This is a genomic window from Variovorax sp. GW822-FHT04A09 (assembly GCF_058801005.1).
On sequence record NZ_JBXAMV010000002.1, the window covers coordinates 774,959 to 789,092 of the forward strand.

At 70.6% G+C, this 14,134-nt stretch carries 15 protein-coding genes; 2 read left to right on the forward strand and 13 right to left on the reverse strand.

Annotated elements, in window-relative coordinates; all coding sequences use genetic code 11:
- The first annotated feature begins 187 nt into the window (after window positions 1-187).
- Window positions 188-1,849 (forward strand): energy-dependent translational throttle protein EttA, encoded by a 1,662-nt coding sequence (ettA, locus tag AC1RLW_RS14680; RefSeq protein ID WP_062475998.1) that lies wholly within the window; start codon window positions 188-190, stop codon window positions 1,847-1,849.
- A 75-nt stretch (window positions 1,850-1,924) separates the two neighbouring features.
- On the opposite strand, the gene AC1RLW_RS14685 is transcribed toward ettA, so the two are convergent.
- Genes AC1RLW_RS14685 through AC1RLW_RS14700 form a run of 4 tightly spaced genes read right to left on the reverse strand, consistent with a single transcriptional unit; the run spans window position 1,925 to window position 6,143 of the window.
- Window positions 1,925-2,557, reverse strand: coding sequence for an aminotransferase class IV (locus AC1RLW_RS14685; RefSeq protein ID WP_493193637.1), 633 nt, complete (start codon window positions 2,555-2,557; stop codon window positions 1,925-1,927).
- Window positions 2,554-3,684 carry an aminodeoxychorismate synthase component I gene (gene pabB, locus AC1RLW_RS14690; RefSeq protein WP_493193639.1) on the reverse strand — a complete coding sequence of 377 codons (1,131 nt, stop codon included), beginning with the start codon at window positions 3,682-3,684 and terminating at the stop codon, window positions 2,554-2,556. Before pabB ends, AC1RLW_RS14685 begins: the two co-directional genes overlap by 4 nt.
- 20 nt (window positions 3,685-3,704) lie before the next feature.
- The gene (locus AC1RLW_RS14695) at window positions 3,705-5,087 is read right to left on the reverse strand and encodes a TAXI family TRAP transporter solute-binding subunit (RefSeq protein ID WP_493193640.1); all 1,383 of its coding nucleotides are present in this window, start codon (window positions 5,085-5,087) and stop codon (window positions 3,705-3,707) included.
- A gap of 27 nt (window positions 5,088-5,114) precedes the next feature.
- Entirely contained in the window at window positions 5,115-6,143 is a 1,029-nt protein-coding gene (locus AC1RLW_RS14700) for a P1 family peptidase (RefSeq protein ID WP_493193642.1), read from the reverse strand.
- Between the two features lie 40 nt (window positions 6,144-6,183).
- Here AC1RLW_RS14700 and AC1RLW_RS14705 point away from each other — a divergent pair, with 40 nt between their 5' ends.
- The gene (locus AC1RLW_RS14705) at window positions 6,184-7,485 is read left to right on the forward strand and encodes an NAD(P)/FAD-dependent oxidoreductase (RefSeq protein WP_493193644.1); all 1,302 of its coding nucleotides are present in this window, start codon (window positions 6,184-6,186) and stop codon (window positions 7,483-7,485) included.
- 3 nt (window positions 7,486-7,488) lie between these two features.
- Here the strand turns inward: AC1RLW_RS14705 and AC1RLW_RS14710 are convergent, their stop codons facing one another.
- The 9 genes from AC1RLW_RS14710 to AC1RLW_RS14750 form a co-directional block, all read right to left on the reverse strand.
- Window positions 7,489-7,779 (reverse strand): copper-binding protein, encoded by a 291-nt coding sequence (locus AC1RLW_RS14710; RefSeq protein WP_493193646.1) that lies wholly within the window; start codon window positions 7,777-7,779, stop codon window positions 7,489-7,491.
- A 48-nt stretch (window positions 7,780-7,827) separates the two neighbouring features.
- Entirely contained in the window at window positions 7,828-8,277 is a 450-nt protein-coding gene (locus tag AC1RLW_RS14715; RefSeq protein WP_492680591.1) for a DUF411 domain-containing protein, read from the reverse strand.
- Window positions 8,278-8,298: 21 nt separating this feature from the next.
- Window positions 8,299-8,820: a cupredoxin domain-containing protein gene (locus AC1RLW_RS14720; protein WP_493193647.1), complete on the reverse strand. Its 522-nt coding sequence runs from the start codon at window positions 8,818-8,820 to the stop codon at window positions 8,299-8,301.
- A 33-nt stretch (window positions 8,821-8,853) separates the two neighbouring features.
- A complete protein-coding gene (locus AC1RLW_RS14725; RefSeq protein WP_447746243.1) occupies window positions 8,854-10,242 on the reverse strand; it encodes a multicopper oxidase family protein in 1,389 nt (462 codons plus the stop codon).
- Between the two features lies 1 nt (window position 10,243).
- The gene (locus tag AC1RLW_RS14730; RefSeq protein ID WP_493193650.1) at window positions 10,244-11,620 is read right to left on the reverse strand and encodes a TolC family protein; all 1,377 of its coding nucleotides are present in this window, start codon (window positions 11,618-11,620) and stop codon (window positions 10,244-10,246) included.
- A gap of 200 nt (window positions 11,621-11,820) precedes the next feature.
- Window positions 11,821-12,231 carry a hypothetical protein gene (locus AC1RLW_RS14735; protein ID WP_493193651.1) on the reverse strand — a complete coding sequence of 137 codons (411 nt, stop codon included), beginning with the start codon at window positions 12,229-12,231 and terminating at the stop codon, window positions 11,821-11,823.
- A gap of 40 nt (window positions 12,232-12,271) precedes the next feature.
- Window positions 12,272-12,547: a hypothetical protein gene (locus tag AC1RLW_RS14740; RefSeq protein WP_493193652.1), complete on the reverse strand. Its 276-nt coding sequence runs from the start codon at window positions 12,545-12,547 to the stop codon at window positions 12,272-12,274.
- Window positions 12,544-13,548, reverse strand: a complete 1,005-nt coding sequence (locus AC1RLW_RS14745) for a glycerophosphodiester phosphodiesterase (RefSeq protein WP_493193654.1) — start codon at window positions 13,546-13,548, stop codon at window positions 12,544-12,546. The genes AC1RLW_RS14740 and AC1RLW_RS14745 overlap by 4 nt, the downstream gene beginning before the upstream one ends.
- Entirely contained in the window at window positions 13,545-14,126 is a 582-nt protein-coding gene (locus tag AC1RLW_RS14750; RefSeq protein ID WP_062475964.1) for a YceB family lipoprotein, read from the reverse strand. Before AC1RLW_RS14750 ends, AC1RLW_RS14745 begins: the two co-directional genes overlap by 4 nt.
- Window positions 14,127-14,134: the final 8 nt, after the last annotated feature.

Sequence of the window (14,134 nt, forward strand, 5' to 3'; positions counted from 1 at the left end):
CGGAAGACCCGCGGTGATTTGGGGTTTTCTTCGTCCCCGGCAGAGAGCCGGTTTGCGGGCAACTGGACCCGGCAACGAGGACTATTGTCGCATGAGTCGATAATCATGGGTTCGCCGCGCCCGGATCACTGTCCGGACGACCGTGCTTTTACGCAAATCCCAAGCTACCCAAGGTAATCATTCACAGATGGCTCAATACGTCTATTCGATGAACCGCGTCAGCAAGACCGTGCCGCCCAAGCGGCAGCTCTTGAAGGACATTTCGCTCTCTTTCTTCCCCGGCGCCAAGATCGGCGTGCTCGGCCTGAACGGCTCGGGCAAGTCCACGCTGCTCAAGATCATGGCGGGTGTGGACAAGGAATTCGAGGGCGAGGCCCTGCCCATGCCGGGGATGACGATCGGCTATCTGGAGCAGGAACCCAAGCTCAACGCCGAGCACACGGTGCGCGAATCGGTCGAAGAGTCGATGGGCGCGGTGTTCGCGGCCAAGGCGCGCCTGGAAGAGGTGTACATCGCCTACGGTGCCGAAGACGCCGACTTCGACGCGCTGGCGGCCGAGCAGGCCCAGCTCGAAGCCATCATCGCCACCGCCGGCACCGATTCCGAGCACCAGCTCGAAATTGCCGCCGACGCGCTGCGCCTGCCGCCGTGGGACGCCAAGATCGGCCTGCTGTCGGGCGGTGAAAAGCGCCGTGTGGCGCTGTGTCGCCTGCTGCTGTCCAAGCCCGACATGCTGCTGCTCGACGAACCGACCAACCACCTGGACGCCGAATCGGTCGAGTGGCTCGAAGTGTTCCTGCAGCGCTTCACGGGCACCGTGGTGGCCATCACCCACGATCGCTACTTCCTGGACAACGCCGCCGAGTGGATCCTGGAAATGGACCGCGGTCGCGGCATTCCATGGAAGGGCAACTACAGCACCTGGCTCGAGCAGAAGGGCGAACGCCTGGCGCAGGAGCAAAAGAGCGAAGAAGCCCACGCCAAGGCCCTGAAGAAGGAACTCGAGTGGTCGCGCCAGAACCCGAAGGCACGCCAGGCCAAGAGCAAGTCACGCCTGGCCCGCTTCGAGGAGCTGAGCGACATGGAATACCAGAAGCGCAACGAAACGCAGGAAATCTTCATTCCTGTGGCGGAGCGGCTGGGCCAGCAGGTGTTCGAGTTCCACGGCGTCAGCAAGTCCTTCGGCGACCGCATGCTGATCGACAACCTGAGCTTCACGGTGCCGCCGGGCGCGATCGTCGGCATCATCGGCCCGAACGGCGCCGGCAAGTCGACACTGTTCAAGCTGCTCGCGGGCAAGGAAAAGCCGGACACGGGCGAGGTCGTCATCGGCCAGACCGTGAAGATGGCCTTCGTCGACCAGCACCGCGACGAGCTGGCGTCCGACAAGACCGTGTGGGAAGACATCTCCAACGGCCTGGACATCATCAACGTCGGCAAGTTCCAGATGGCCAGCCGCGCGTACGCGGGCCGCTTCAACTTCAACGGCGCCGACCAGCAGAAGAAGGTCGGCACGCTGTCGGGCGGTGAACGCGGCCGCCTGCACCTGGCCAAGACGCTGATCGCGGGCGGCAACGTGCTGCTGCTGGACGAACCGTCGAACGACCTGGACGTGGAAACCCTGCGCGCCCTGGAAGACGCGCTGCTCGAGTTCGCCGGCACCGTGATGGTCATCAGCCACGACCGCTGGTTCCTCGACCGCATCGCCACCCACATCCTGGCCGCCGAAGGCGACAGCCAGTGGACCTTCTTCGACGGCAACTACCAGGAGTACGAAGCCGACAAGAAGAAGCGCCTGGGCGAAGAAGGCGCCAAGCCGAAACGCATGCGCTACAAGGCCCTCAAGTAAGACCAGACGCAGGCGGCTTCGGCCGCTTCGACGACCAGAGCGCGCGGTTCCGCAAGGGGCCGCGCGCTTTGTCGTTCAGGGAGCGTCGTGGTCGACGAGGTCGGCGTCGAGCCAGCCGCGCAGGCTGTTGACGAAGGCGAGTACCTCGACGCGGGGCAGGTCGTCCACGCGCACGACCGCTTCGGTCAGCTGCCCTTCGCGCAGCCGGCGGGCGCGGCCGATGCCGTCGAGCAGGCCGCAGTGCAGCGGCGGCGTGACCCAGCGGCCGTCGAGCCGCAGCGCGATGTTGCCGCGCGTGCATTCGGTGATCTCGCCGTGGCGGTTCCACAGCAGCGTGTCGAACACGCCGGGCGCGGTGGGCGCGAAGGCCTCGTAGTGCGCACGGCGCGTGGTCTTGAAGCGCGAGAACTCGCTGTCGGCCTCGTCGAAGGCGCGCGCGGCCAGTTGCAGGCGCACGCGCGGCGGCGGGGCGTCCGTGGCGAAGGCTTCGGCGCGCGGTTGTCCTTGCGCGTCGAGCAGCAGGCGCACGCGCCATGTGCCTGCGGCATGCGTGGTGCGTAGTTGGTCCAGGCAGGCCGTCACGTGTGCTTCGTGCCACGGATAGCCGAAGTGCGCAGCCGCGTTGCGCATGCGCGCCAGGTGCGCGGGTGCATCACGCAGTGCGCCATCGGCCAGTGCCAGGGTTTCGAGCAGCTCGAAGGAGGTCATGGTTGCGAAGATACCGCCGCGCCGAGAAAGGCGCGCTTGTGCCGCCACTCGTCCCACTCCGCATCCGCCTGCGCGTCGGCCGTGATGCCGCTGCCGATGCCGCAGCGCGCGGCGTTGCCGCGCAGCGTGACGGTGCGGATCGGCACGTTGAAGGTCGCGTGCCCGCCGGGCCGTACCACGCCCACGGCGCCGCAGTACACGCCGCGCGCGTCGGGCTCCAGCGCGCGGATCATGCGCATGGCGCTCACCTTCGGCGCGCCCGTGATGGAGCCGCAGGGGAACAGCGCCGCGAACAGGTCGGCCAGCGTCGTGCCTTCGCGCAACCGGGCCTCCACGTCGGAGGTCATCTGCCACACGGTGGGCAGCGCCTCGGTGTGGAAAAGGCGCGGCACGCGCACCGAGAAGGGCTGGGCCACGCGCGAGAGGTCGTTGCGGATCAGGTCCACGATCATCACGTTCTCGGCGCGCTCCTTGGGCACGGTGCGCAGCCGCAGCGCATGGGCCGCGTCCTCGGCGGGCGTGGCGCCGCGTGGTGCGGTGCCCTTCATGGGGCGCACGAGGATGCGGTCGCCGTCGCGGTCGAAGAACAGCTCGGGCGACACCGACAGCACCTGCTCGTCGCCGGTGTCGATGAAGGCGCCGTAGCCATTGGGCTGCGCCTGCCGCAGCGCGTGGAACCAGGCCTGCGCGTCGCCGTCGAAGGCCGCGCGCAGCGGCGCCGTGTAGTTGAGCTGGTACAGCACGCCGTCGGCGATGGCGCCGTGGATCGCCTGCATATTGCGGTCGAAAGCCTCGCGCGACAGTTCGGCCGTCCACGCGACGGGCGCTACAGCGGGTGCCGGCACATCCGGCCATGGCAACACCTCGTCATGCACGCCGAACCAGGCCAGTGGCCCGTCGGGCGCATGCACCTCGAACGCCGGATCGAACGCCGCGGCGGCCTCGTAGCGCAGGTGGCCGACGCACCATCGGCCTTCGCGGGCCAGCGCCTCTACGGCCTCCAGCACGGGGCGCACCTCGTGCGGCGCATGGGCGACGAGCACACGCACGGGCGTGCCGAAGGCGGCGCACAGCCGGGTTGCCCCGTCGGTGCGCGGGTCGGCGAAATCGATCAGCGTGGACAGCAAGCGCGCGCCCGGGCCTTTTGTCAGGTGGCCGCGCGGACCGGCGCGGCTGCTGCTGCTGCGCCCGCCGAGCCCGCGAGGGCCCGCTTGCGCACCGCGTAGATGTTGTTGCGCAGCGCATAGAGCTCGTCGGCGTACGACAGCGGCACGGCCACCTTGTTGACCACGCGGTCGAGGTCGTCGAGTTCTTCCAGCAGCTTGTCGCGCTCGGCCTGGCTCTGGCGCCCGTCCACCTTGGCCTCGATGTCGCGCAGCCGCGCGTACCAGCGGAACACGCGGCGGCGCACGCGGAACTGGTACAGCGGCGGGATCACGCGGCTCAGCGGCAGCATCAGCACCAGCACGCCGCCCAGCACCAGCCACATGCGCTCGACCAGGTTGCTGGCCCAGAACGGCAGGTAGCGCTGCCAGAAGGGCGGCGTGCCGTTGATCGCGCGGTCGCCCTCGGGGCTCACGGGCAGTTCGCTGGTGCGGGTGTTGGGGAAGTCGCGCGCGCGGTTGAACCAGCCGGCGTCGCTGTGCACGGTCTGCGCGGCCTGCGCGAACAGCTGGCGCAGGGCCGGGTGGGTTTCGTCGCGCGACAGCAGCGAGGTGGTGGCGGCCAGCAGCGACACGTCGTGCAGCGGCAGGTCCTTCGACAGGTCGACCACGCCGCGCGGCAGCGACACGGCTGAGAGGAACGGAAAGCGCCGCGTGTAGGCCTCGGCCTGGCCGAAGTCCATGAGCTGGATGTCGCCCGCGCGCAGCAGGCGCTGCACCTGCGGCGACTGCGGCGCCGAGAACAGCACGATGGCATCGAGCAGCCCGGCCTGCAGCGCCTCGGCCGCGGCGGCCTGCTCGAGGTTCGACAGCAGCAGGTCGTCGGGCCCGAGCCGGTTGGCCTTGAGCAGCCGCTCCATGATCTCGGGCAGCCCGCTGCCGGGCAGGTCGACGTTCACGCGCAGGCCGCGCAGCTGCGTGAGCGAGGTCAGCGTGCCGGTCTTGCGATCGATCTTCTGCGCGGTGTCGGTGCGGTAGAAGAGCCAGATGGGCTCGAAGAACAGCGCGCCCAGCGAGCGCAGGCCGGCCTCTTCGTCGGCCACCGGGTCGGCGCTGCCGCCGCGCACGAAGGCCACGTCGGCGCCGCCGCTGCGCAGCAGCTGCAGGTTCTCGGTCGAGCCCGAGGTGGCCTTGAGCTCGACGGTGATGCCGCTGTGCTTCAGGGCGTCGGCATAGCGCTTGCCGAACTGCGCGTAGGCGCTGCCCGTGGGGCCGGTGGCCAGCGTCACGTGCTTGGGCGGCTGCGGCTGCAGCCACCAGTAGGCGGCCACCAGCAGGCCGATGACGATGAACACGATCGGGCCGGCCGAGGCGATCAGGTCGCGGATCGACAGCAGGATCAGCTTCAGGGTGCGGGGAAACGCCATGGGGTGCCTCGTCGTGCGGTGCGCGGGTCAGCCGCGCGGTGCGGCCAGGTCGGCGGCGCAGGGAATGTGCAGCTCGCCCACGGTCACCGCGCGCGCGGCGCGCACCGCGCGCACGGTGGCGATCGAGGCGGCTTCGGCGGCCATGGTGCTCAGCACGGTCATGCCGGGCGCATCGCCTTCGAGCGGCACGCGGCCGGTGGCCAGCGCGAACAGCGTGTCGCCGTCGCTCATGGTGTGCACCGGGTTGATGGCGCGCGCCAGGCCGTCGTGCGCCACCATGGCGAGCCGGTTGGCCTGCACCTTGGTCAGCACCGCGTCGGTGGCGATCACGCCGATGGTGGTGTTGGTGCCCGCCAGCAGCGGCTTGGGCAGCTCGCCGCGCAGCAGCGCGCGGCGCGTGTCGAGCAGGGCGGAGCCGTCCTCGGTGCGCGCGCCGGCCACGGGCAGCGCGGTGTCGGGGTCGATGACGTCGCCCAGCGAATTGACCGCGATCAGCGCGCCGACCGTGACGCCGCCCACGGTGACCGAGGCGGTGCCGATGCCGCCCTTCATCGCGCGGTGCACGCCGAAGAGCTTGCCCACCAGCGCGCCGGTGCCCGCGCCCACGTTGCCTTCGGCGGGCGCGTCGGTCGAGGCGGCTTCGCAGGCGGCGTAGCCCGCGGCCGCGTCGGGGCGGATGCGCGCGTCGCCCATCGGCAGGTCGAACAGCACGGCGGCCGGCACGATGGGCAGGGTGCCGAAGCGCACGTCCATGCCGACGCCGCGCTCTTCGAGCCAGCGCATCGCGCCTTCGGCGGCGGCCAGGCCCCAGGCGCTGCCGCCCGCGAGCATGACGGCGTGCACTTCCTGCACGAGGTTGCCGGGCGAGAGCAGGTCGGTCTCGCGCGTGCCGGGCGCGGCGCCGCGCACATCGACACCGGCCACGGCGCCGTCGCGCGCAATGATCACGGTGCAGCCGGTGGGGCGGCGGGTGTCGGAGAAATGGCCGACTTCGATGCCGGCGACGTCGGTGATGGCACCGGCGCGAGAAGAGGGGGAAGAAGACGCAGCGGACATGGCGGCCGATTATGGGACCGCGACCTTTACGATCCCCACAATGACAGTTGCAAGAAGTTTCTCCCCCGAGGGCGGCCGCCGCCACGTGGTGGTGATCGGTGCGGGCGCAGTGGGCTGCGCCACCGCCATCGAGGCCCTGCGCGCGGGCCTGCGCGTGACGGTGCTGGAGCCCGGCGAGCCGGGTGGCCCGCAGGCCACGAGCTACGGCAACGCCGGCTGGCTGTCGTCGCACTCCGTGGTGCCGCCCGCGCTGCCGGGGGCCTGGCGCAAGGTGCCGGGCTGGCTGGCCGACCCGCTCGGGCCGCTGGCGTTGCGCTGGCGCCACCTGCCGCGCGCGTTGCCGTGGCTGTTGCGCTACCTGGCCTCGGGCTGGACCGAGGCGCGCGTGCAGCGCACCGCCGACGCATTGCGCGCGCTGCTGGCCGATGCGCCCGCGCTGCATGCGCAACTGGCCGCCGAGGCCGGCGTGCCGCAGCTCATCGAACGGCGCGGGCTGCTGCATGCCTACCGTTCACGCGCCGAGTTCGACGGCGATGCGCTGGGCTGGCGCGTGCGCCGGCGCGCCGGTGTCCAGTGGGAAGAATGGCCGGCGGACGAACTGCGCCGCCGCGAGCCCGATCTGGCCGCGCGCTACACGCTCGGCATCTTCGTGCCCGAAGCCGGCCACTGCCGCAACCCGGGCGCCTACGTGGCGGCCCTGGCGCACCATGCGCTCGCTGCGGGTGCCGAACGCGTCGCTGCGCGGGCCACCGGCTTTCGCATCGAGGGCGGCCGGCTGCGCGCCGTGCGCACCGAGGCCGGCGAGATCGCCTGCGATGGTGCTGCCATCTGCGCCGGCGCGCGCTCGGGCCCGCTGGCCGCGGCGGCCGGCTCGGCGGTGCCGCTGGAGTCCGAGCGCGGCTACCACGTGGTGCTCGAAGCCGCCACGGCCGGCCCGCGAACGCCGACCATGGTGGCCGACGGCAAACTCATCGCGCACTGGATGGACGGCGGCCTGCGCGCGGCCGGCCAGGTGGAGATCGCGGGCCTCGAAGCGGCGCCCGACTGGCGCCGCGCCGAGATCCTGCACGCGCATCTGCAATCGATGTTCCCGTCGCTGGCACCGCCCGCGCCTGGTGCGCCTTCGGTGGCGCACTGGCTCGGACACCGCCCGAGCCTGCCCGACGGCCTGCCGTGCATCGGCCCGTCGGCGGCCAGCGCCGACATCGTGCTGGCCTTCGGGCATGGCCACGTCGGCCTGTGCGGCTCGGCGCGAACCGGGCGGCTGGCGGCGCAACTGCTGGCGGGCGTTGCGCCGGAGATACCGCTGGCGCCCTTCGATCCGGGGCGCTTCAGGTCCTGAGGCTCAGTTCACCGGCGTGATCGACAGCACGGTGAGTGCGCCGTCGACCTTGTCGACGGTGAACTTCACCTTGTCGCCGGCCTTCACCTTGGCGAGCAGCGCCGGGTCGCTCACGCGGAACACCATGGTCATGCCGGTCATCTCGAGGTTCGGGATGTCGCCGTGGCGCAGGGTGATCTTCTTGGCGTCGGTGTCGACCTTGCGGACTTCGCCGTCGACCTGGGGCAGTGTGGCCTGCGCGAACGCCGCGGCGGCGAGCACGAGGGTGGAGAGGGCGGTGAGGACTTTTTTCATGGTCGGGGTTCCTTCCTTGTTTGGATGGGATGAAGGGTGAAGAAGGGGTCAGCGGTAGCTCTGGAAGACGCGCGTGCTGCCGTCGGCCAGCACCAGCAGCACGTCGTAGGCGTCGCGCTGGTCGCCGTAGGCCGGGCCGTCCATGCCGGGCGAGCCGATCGGCATGCCGGGCACGGCCAGGCCGATGGCCTTGGGCTTTTCCTTCAGCAGGCGCTGCATCTCGCGCGCGGGCACGTGGCCCTCGATGGCGTAGCCGCCGACGCGGCCGGTGTGGCACGAACCCAGCTTCGCCGGAATGCCGAGCCGCTCGCGCGCGGGGCCATTGCCCTCGTCGTGCACGCGCGTGGCAAAGCCGTTCTTGTTGAGGTGCTTGACCCAGTCCTGGCAGCAGCCGCAGTTCGGGTCTTTCCAGATCTCGACCATCGGCGCGGCGGCCTGCGCGGCGAGCGGCAGGGACGCGGTGGCGGCGGCGAGTTTCAGGAGGGTTCGTCGTTGCATGGTGGGTTTCCTTTCAGTGGGTCATCGTGCGGGCGCGGCAGCGGCCCGCACGCGCACGCGGCCGGCCATGCCGAGTTCGTAGTGGTCCTTCACGAGGCAGGCGAAGTCGAAGTCGCCGGCGCGGTTGAAGGTCCAGATCAGTTCGCCGGTCTTGCCCGGTTGCACGTGCGCCATCCAGGGCTCGTCGTGCTCCATGCCGGGGTGCTTCTTCATCATGGCGGCATGGTCCTCGATGACGGCGGTGGTGCCAAGCACGAGCTCGTGCAGGTCCTTGCCGCGGTTCTTCAGCCGCAGGCGGATGGTGTCGCCTTCGCGCACCTCCAGGACCGAGGGCGTGAAGGTCATGTCGTCGGCCATCGCGATGTCGATGGTGCGCTTCACGGCGCTGGCCTTGCCGGCGATGCCCCAGGCTTTCTGCTCGGGCGCGAGCGATGCGGCGGCGGCCTTGCCGGCCTCGGGCGCGTGGTTTTCGTGGGCCGTGGCGAAGGTGGCGACGGCCGCCAGTGCGAGGCCGGCGACGAGGGGGGAGAAACGGGTGTTCATGAGTTGAATCTCAAAAAAGTTGGATCGATGCGATCAGTGGTTGTGGGCTCCATGGCCCGAGGGCTTGCGCACGGTGGCGCTGCCGCTGTCGGGGCTGGCGGGCGCGGCGCCCGTCTTGCGCGGCGCCACGGGCGCACCGCTGGCCGACACCTCGCGCGCGACCGTGCCGGCCGGGTGCTTGAACCAGCCCGGGTCGCGGTAGTCGCCCGGCTTCTGGTCGCGCCGCACCTTCAGCAGCGTGAACATGCCGCCCATCTCGGCCGAACCGAAGGGACCGGTGCCGGTCATCATGGGCACGGTGTTCTCGGGAATAGGCATTTCCATCTCGCCCATGTCGGCCATGCCCTTGTCGCCCATCACCATGTAGTCGGGCACGAGCTTCTTGATCTTCTCGGCCACGCCCTTGTGGTCCACGCCGATCATGGTCGGCACGTCGTGGCCCATCGGTCCCATCGTGTGGTGCGCCTTGTGGCAGTGCAGCGCCCAGTCGCCTTCCTCGTCGGCGATGAACTCCATCTGCCGCATCTGGCCCACCGCCACGTCCACCGACACCTCGGGCCAGCGCGCGGTGCGCGGCACGGGGCCGCCGTCGGTGCCCGTGACCTCGAACTCGTGGCCGTGGATGTGGATCGGGTGGTTGGTCATCGTGAGGTTGCCCGCGCGGATGCGCACGCGGTCGCCACGGCGCACGTTGAGCGTGTCGATGGCCGGGAACACGCGGCTGTTGAAGCTCCAGATGTTGAAGTCGGTCATGGTGTTGACCTTGGGCGTGGCGCTGCCGGGCTCCACGTCGAAGCTGCCGAGCAGGAAGCAGAAGTCGCGGTCGACCTTCTCGATCAGCGGATGCTCCGCCTTCGGGTGCGTGACCCAGAAGCCCATCATCCCCATCGCCATCTGCACCATCTCGTCGGCATGCGGGTGGTACATGAAGGTGCCGGGGCGGCGCGCGGTGAACTCGTAGACGAAGGTCTTGCCCGGCGGAATGTGCGGCTGCGTGATGCCGCCCACGCCGTCCATGCCGTTGGGCAGGCGCTGGCCGTGCCAGTGCACGGTCGTGTGCTCGGGCAGCTTGTTGGTCACGAAGATGCGCACGCGGTCGCCCTCGACCACCTCGATGGTCGGGCCGGGCGACTGGCCGTTGTAGCCCCACATGTTGACCTTGAAGCCGGGCGCCATCTCGCGCACCACGGGCTCGGCGACGAGGTGGAATTCCTTGACGCCGGCGTTCATGCGCCAGGGCAGCGTCCAGCCGTTGAGCGTGACGACGGGGTTGTAGGGACGGCCGTTGGGCGGCACCAGCGGCGGTGCGGTGGCGGTCGATGCCTGTGTCACCGGCTCGGGCAGCGCGGCCATGCTCACGCGGCTCACGGTGGTGGCAGCCACGGCCGTGGCAGCGCCCGCAAAGAAGTTGCGACGGTTCATGTCAGTGGCCTCCCGCCGCAGGTTCGTTGGTGGCCGCGGTCTGCAGGGCCGTCATGCCGCCGGGCGAGCTGCCCGTGAGCACCAGTTGAAGGTCGGTGTCGGCCAGCCAGAAGTCGCGCTGGGCTTCCATGCCGGCGTTCACGGCGAGCATGCTCGCGCGCGTTTCGCCGAGCAGCTCCCACACGCTGGCGAGCATGCCGTTGTAGCGCAGCACCATCTCCTCGTTGACCTGCTTGCGCAGCGGCAGCACCTCGTCGCGGTAGCGGCGCGCCAGGGCGTAGGCGGTGTTCCAGCCCTGCCAGGCTTCGCGCGCCTCGCTGGCGGCGAGCACGCCCACGTCGCGCACGCGCGCGGCCGACTGCAGGTACTGCGCCTCGGCGCGGCCGCTGCGGGCCTGGCCCCAGTCGAAGATCGGAATCGGCAGCTCGAGCTCGAAGCCGCGCGTGGTCGATTTCGAGCGATCGGCGTCGTTCTCGAAGGTGGTGTTGCGCACCACGCCCAGTTCCATCGCATTGATCATGCGGGTGGCGTGCGTGAGGCCGAGCGAGCCGGCCACGGCCGTGTTCTGCGCCTGCGCCGAGCGCACGTCGAGCCGGTCGCGCAGCGCCAGGGCCTGCACGTCGCCGAGTTCGGGCGCGGCTTTCGGCAGCGGCGGCAGGCGGTCGGGCAGGGTGTAGGCGGTGCGCGCGCCGCTCAGGCCCAGCAGGCGCGTGAGCTGTTCGCGGCTGGCGACGGCCGCCTGTTCGGCGCGTGCGAGCTGCGCGGACGCGTCGGCCAGCAGCAGCTGTTCGCGCGTGCGCTGCAGCGCGCTCCAGTTGCCGACCTGGGCCATGCGGTGCGCCAGTTCGGCGCCGGCCTCGGTGGCGTCCTTCGCATCGCGCAGGTAGCTCACGCTCTGCTGCGCGGCCACCGCGCGCACCCAGGCGCGGCGAGTGTCGGCGGCCAGCAGCAACACGTTTTGCGCGGCCTGCAGCTTGGCGGCTTCGTGCCGCTGGCCGGCCCAGCGCGCCTGCCACGGCAGCGTGAGCAGGCCCACCACGTTGAAAGTCAGCATGCGCTCGAACTCGCGTTCGCTGCCCTGCGCCAGGCGACTGAAGGACAGCACCGGGTTCGGCAGGCTCGCGGCCTGCACGCGGTCGGCGTCGCTCAGTTGCAGCGTGGCAAAGGCGTCCTGCACGCGCGGGCTGTTGACGAGCGCGATGCGCACGGCGGCTTCGGCGTCCAGCGGCTTGGCCAGCAGCGCGTCGACGCTTTGCTGCGAGGCGTCGTCCGGCTTGCGCTGGGCCGCGGCGCCCGCCATGAGCGGGTTGCCGTCGACCAGCGCCTGCACGTCGCCGGCGCCGCCGTCGGGCGACAGGCTGGCGCAGCCGGCGAGCACCAACGCAGCGGTCAGCGCGGTGGCGGTTCTGAGGAATGAAAAGCGATTTTTTCGCCCGAGGGGCGGGCTATCTGTTCGATAGCGGGGGATGCCGGCATACGGCCGGCGAGCAAGGGAATTCACGAGCGATCTCCATGGGCAATACGGCGAACGCTGCGAGCCGGGAAGGGCTCACTGCGGACGGACTACGGGCAGGAAGATCAGGAAATGGGCGGCTTGAAGCCCAGGACGGGCTCGGCGCTGGCAAAGCGGGCCGCGTGTGCGGCCGGCGGCGCCTGGGGCGCCGCATGCGGGGTGTCGACCAGCGGCATGCCGCCGAGCGCCACCGTGTGGCAGACCTGGCAGGCGACACAGGTGCCGCAGTTCGCGTGGTCGGTGCCGTGGGACTGTTGCGCGTCGCCGCTGCTGTCGTGCATGGCCGCCATGTCGTGGCCGGTGTCGGCCTCCATGGTGGCGTCATGGCAGTGCGATTCGGCGATGCCGTTTGCCGCGGCCACCACCGCCTCGGCGGCGGGCAGCGAATGCCGCACCATCTCGAGCGCCATGGCGTCGCCGAGCCAGCCGCGGATGGGCAGCAGGGCGATCATGAGGGCGAGCAGCAGGGTGCGCATGGTTGGGCGCGATGATAAACCGGGGCGGGGCGCCGGCGCCTCAAGACACCAGCTGGCCGCGGGCCTTGTCGACCCACACCTGCAGGTTGTCGAGCAGGTCTTTCTGGCTGAACGAGCAGCTTTCCTCGCTGAAGAGCGCGCTCGATTCGAGGCGGTCCAGCAGGTTCAGCAGCACCTCGCTGTAGCGCGGCGGCAGGGCGCCGAGCAGCTCGGTGCTGGCGCGCGCGGCCGTGGAGAGCGTGGCGATGGAGCCGCCACCGCCTTGCAGCGCGGCGATGCCCGAGGCGATGGTGTCGAGTTGCGTCACGGTGCTCATGAGGTGGCCTTCGCTGGTGGTGGCAGTGCCAGTCCGCGCTCGCGCATCAGGTCGCGCAGCACGTCGGGGTAGTCGGTGATCAGGCCATCGGCGCCCGCGTCCATGAGCCGCACCATGTCGGCGCGCTGGTTCACGGTCCAGGGCACGACCTTCATGCCGAGCTTCTGCGCCTCGCGGATCGCGGGGGCGCCCAGGTCGGCGTGCGCCGGCGACCAGATCACCGGGCCGGTCGAGGCACCGGCCGCGGCCTTCACCAGCTGCGGCACCGAGGCGAAGCTCGCGGGGTCGAGGCCGGCGGTCCAGCGGCTGTCCTTCAGCGTGCGGGGCGTGGTGAGGTAGGCGCGCGACAGCTGCGGCGCGAGCTGGCCGACCAGCGCGAGCGTGCGCCAGTCGAAGCTCTGGATGGTCACGCGGTCGGCCATCTTCGCCTTGTCGATCTCGGCCAGCAGCGCGCGCACCATGGGCTCGGGCGCGGCGGTCTCGTCGGGCTTGGTCGGGTCGATCTTGGTCTCGATGTTGAAGTGCACCCGCGCGGCATCGGCGCCGCGCGCCTGCACCTGCGCGAACAGCGCGGCCAGTGTGGGAATGCGCTCGCCGTCGCGCGGCTGCTGCAGCGCGAACTGCTTGCCGTAGTTGCTCTCGGGGTTGAGGCGGCCCACGTCGTAGGTCTGCAGCTGCGCCAGCGTGAGCGAGCGCACGGAAGGGGCGGGCTTGGCCGTGAGCCAGGCGCCGCGCGCGTCGCGCGTGTGGTCGGCGTTGAGCGCCGTGTCGTGCGACACCACCACCACGCCGTCGGCCGTGAGCCCGATGTCGAGTTCGAGCGTGGTCACGCCCAGCGCCATCGCGTTGGAGAACGCGGCCAGCGTGTTCTCGGGCGCCAGGCCGCGTCCGCCGCGGTGGGCCTGCAGGTCGAAATGCTGTTTCGCCTTCGGGGCGATGGCGGCGCAGCCGGCGCCGAGGAGGGCGGCGGCGATCAGGAGGAAGGCGGTGCGTTGTTTCATTTGAGTTGCACTTTGATGCCGTTGTCTTGCACCGTGATGTCGCCCACCTCGTAGGTCTTGCGCCCCACCGTGAGTTCGTCGGCCGTGAAGCTGCGCAGGATCTGGCCCTGCAGCAGTTCCTGCGCGACCACCGCGCCGACCTTCTGCAGGCGCTCGGCGTCGCGGCCTTCCACGCCCTGCAGCTCGAGCCGCTCGGCCTTGGGCTGGTCCAGCCGCAGCGCGCGCGCCGCCGCGTCGTAGCGCAGCGCGCTGCTCACCGACACCACGCCCTGCACCGGCGAGGCCGCCAGCAGCGGGCTGGCGATGGTCAGCGTGGCCGTGATGGCCGCGCGGTTGGCGCGCCCGTCCAGGCCCAGCTGCGGGTCGCGCAGCCCGACCATGAAGATCTCGGCATAGCGCTCGGCCACCGGAAAGCGCTTGGCGATCTGCGACTGCAGCTCCTCGCGCGTGGCGGTGTATTCGTTGGTGAAGAAGTTGAAGCCGGCCAGCGCCGCGAACGGCGCGGGCAGGGCGGCGGCGCCCAGCAGCGCGCGCAGCACCCGACGGCGGAAATGAGAGGGCGGGATTCGGTCGGTCATGGAGCTTG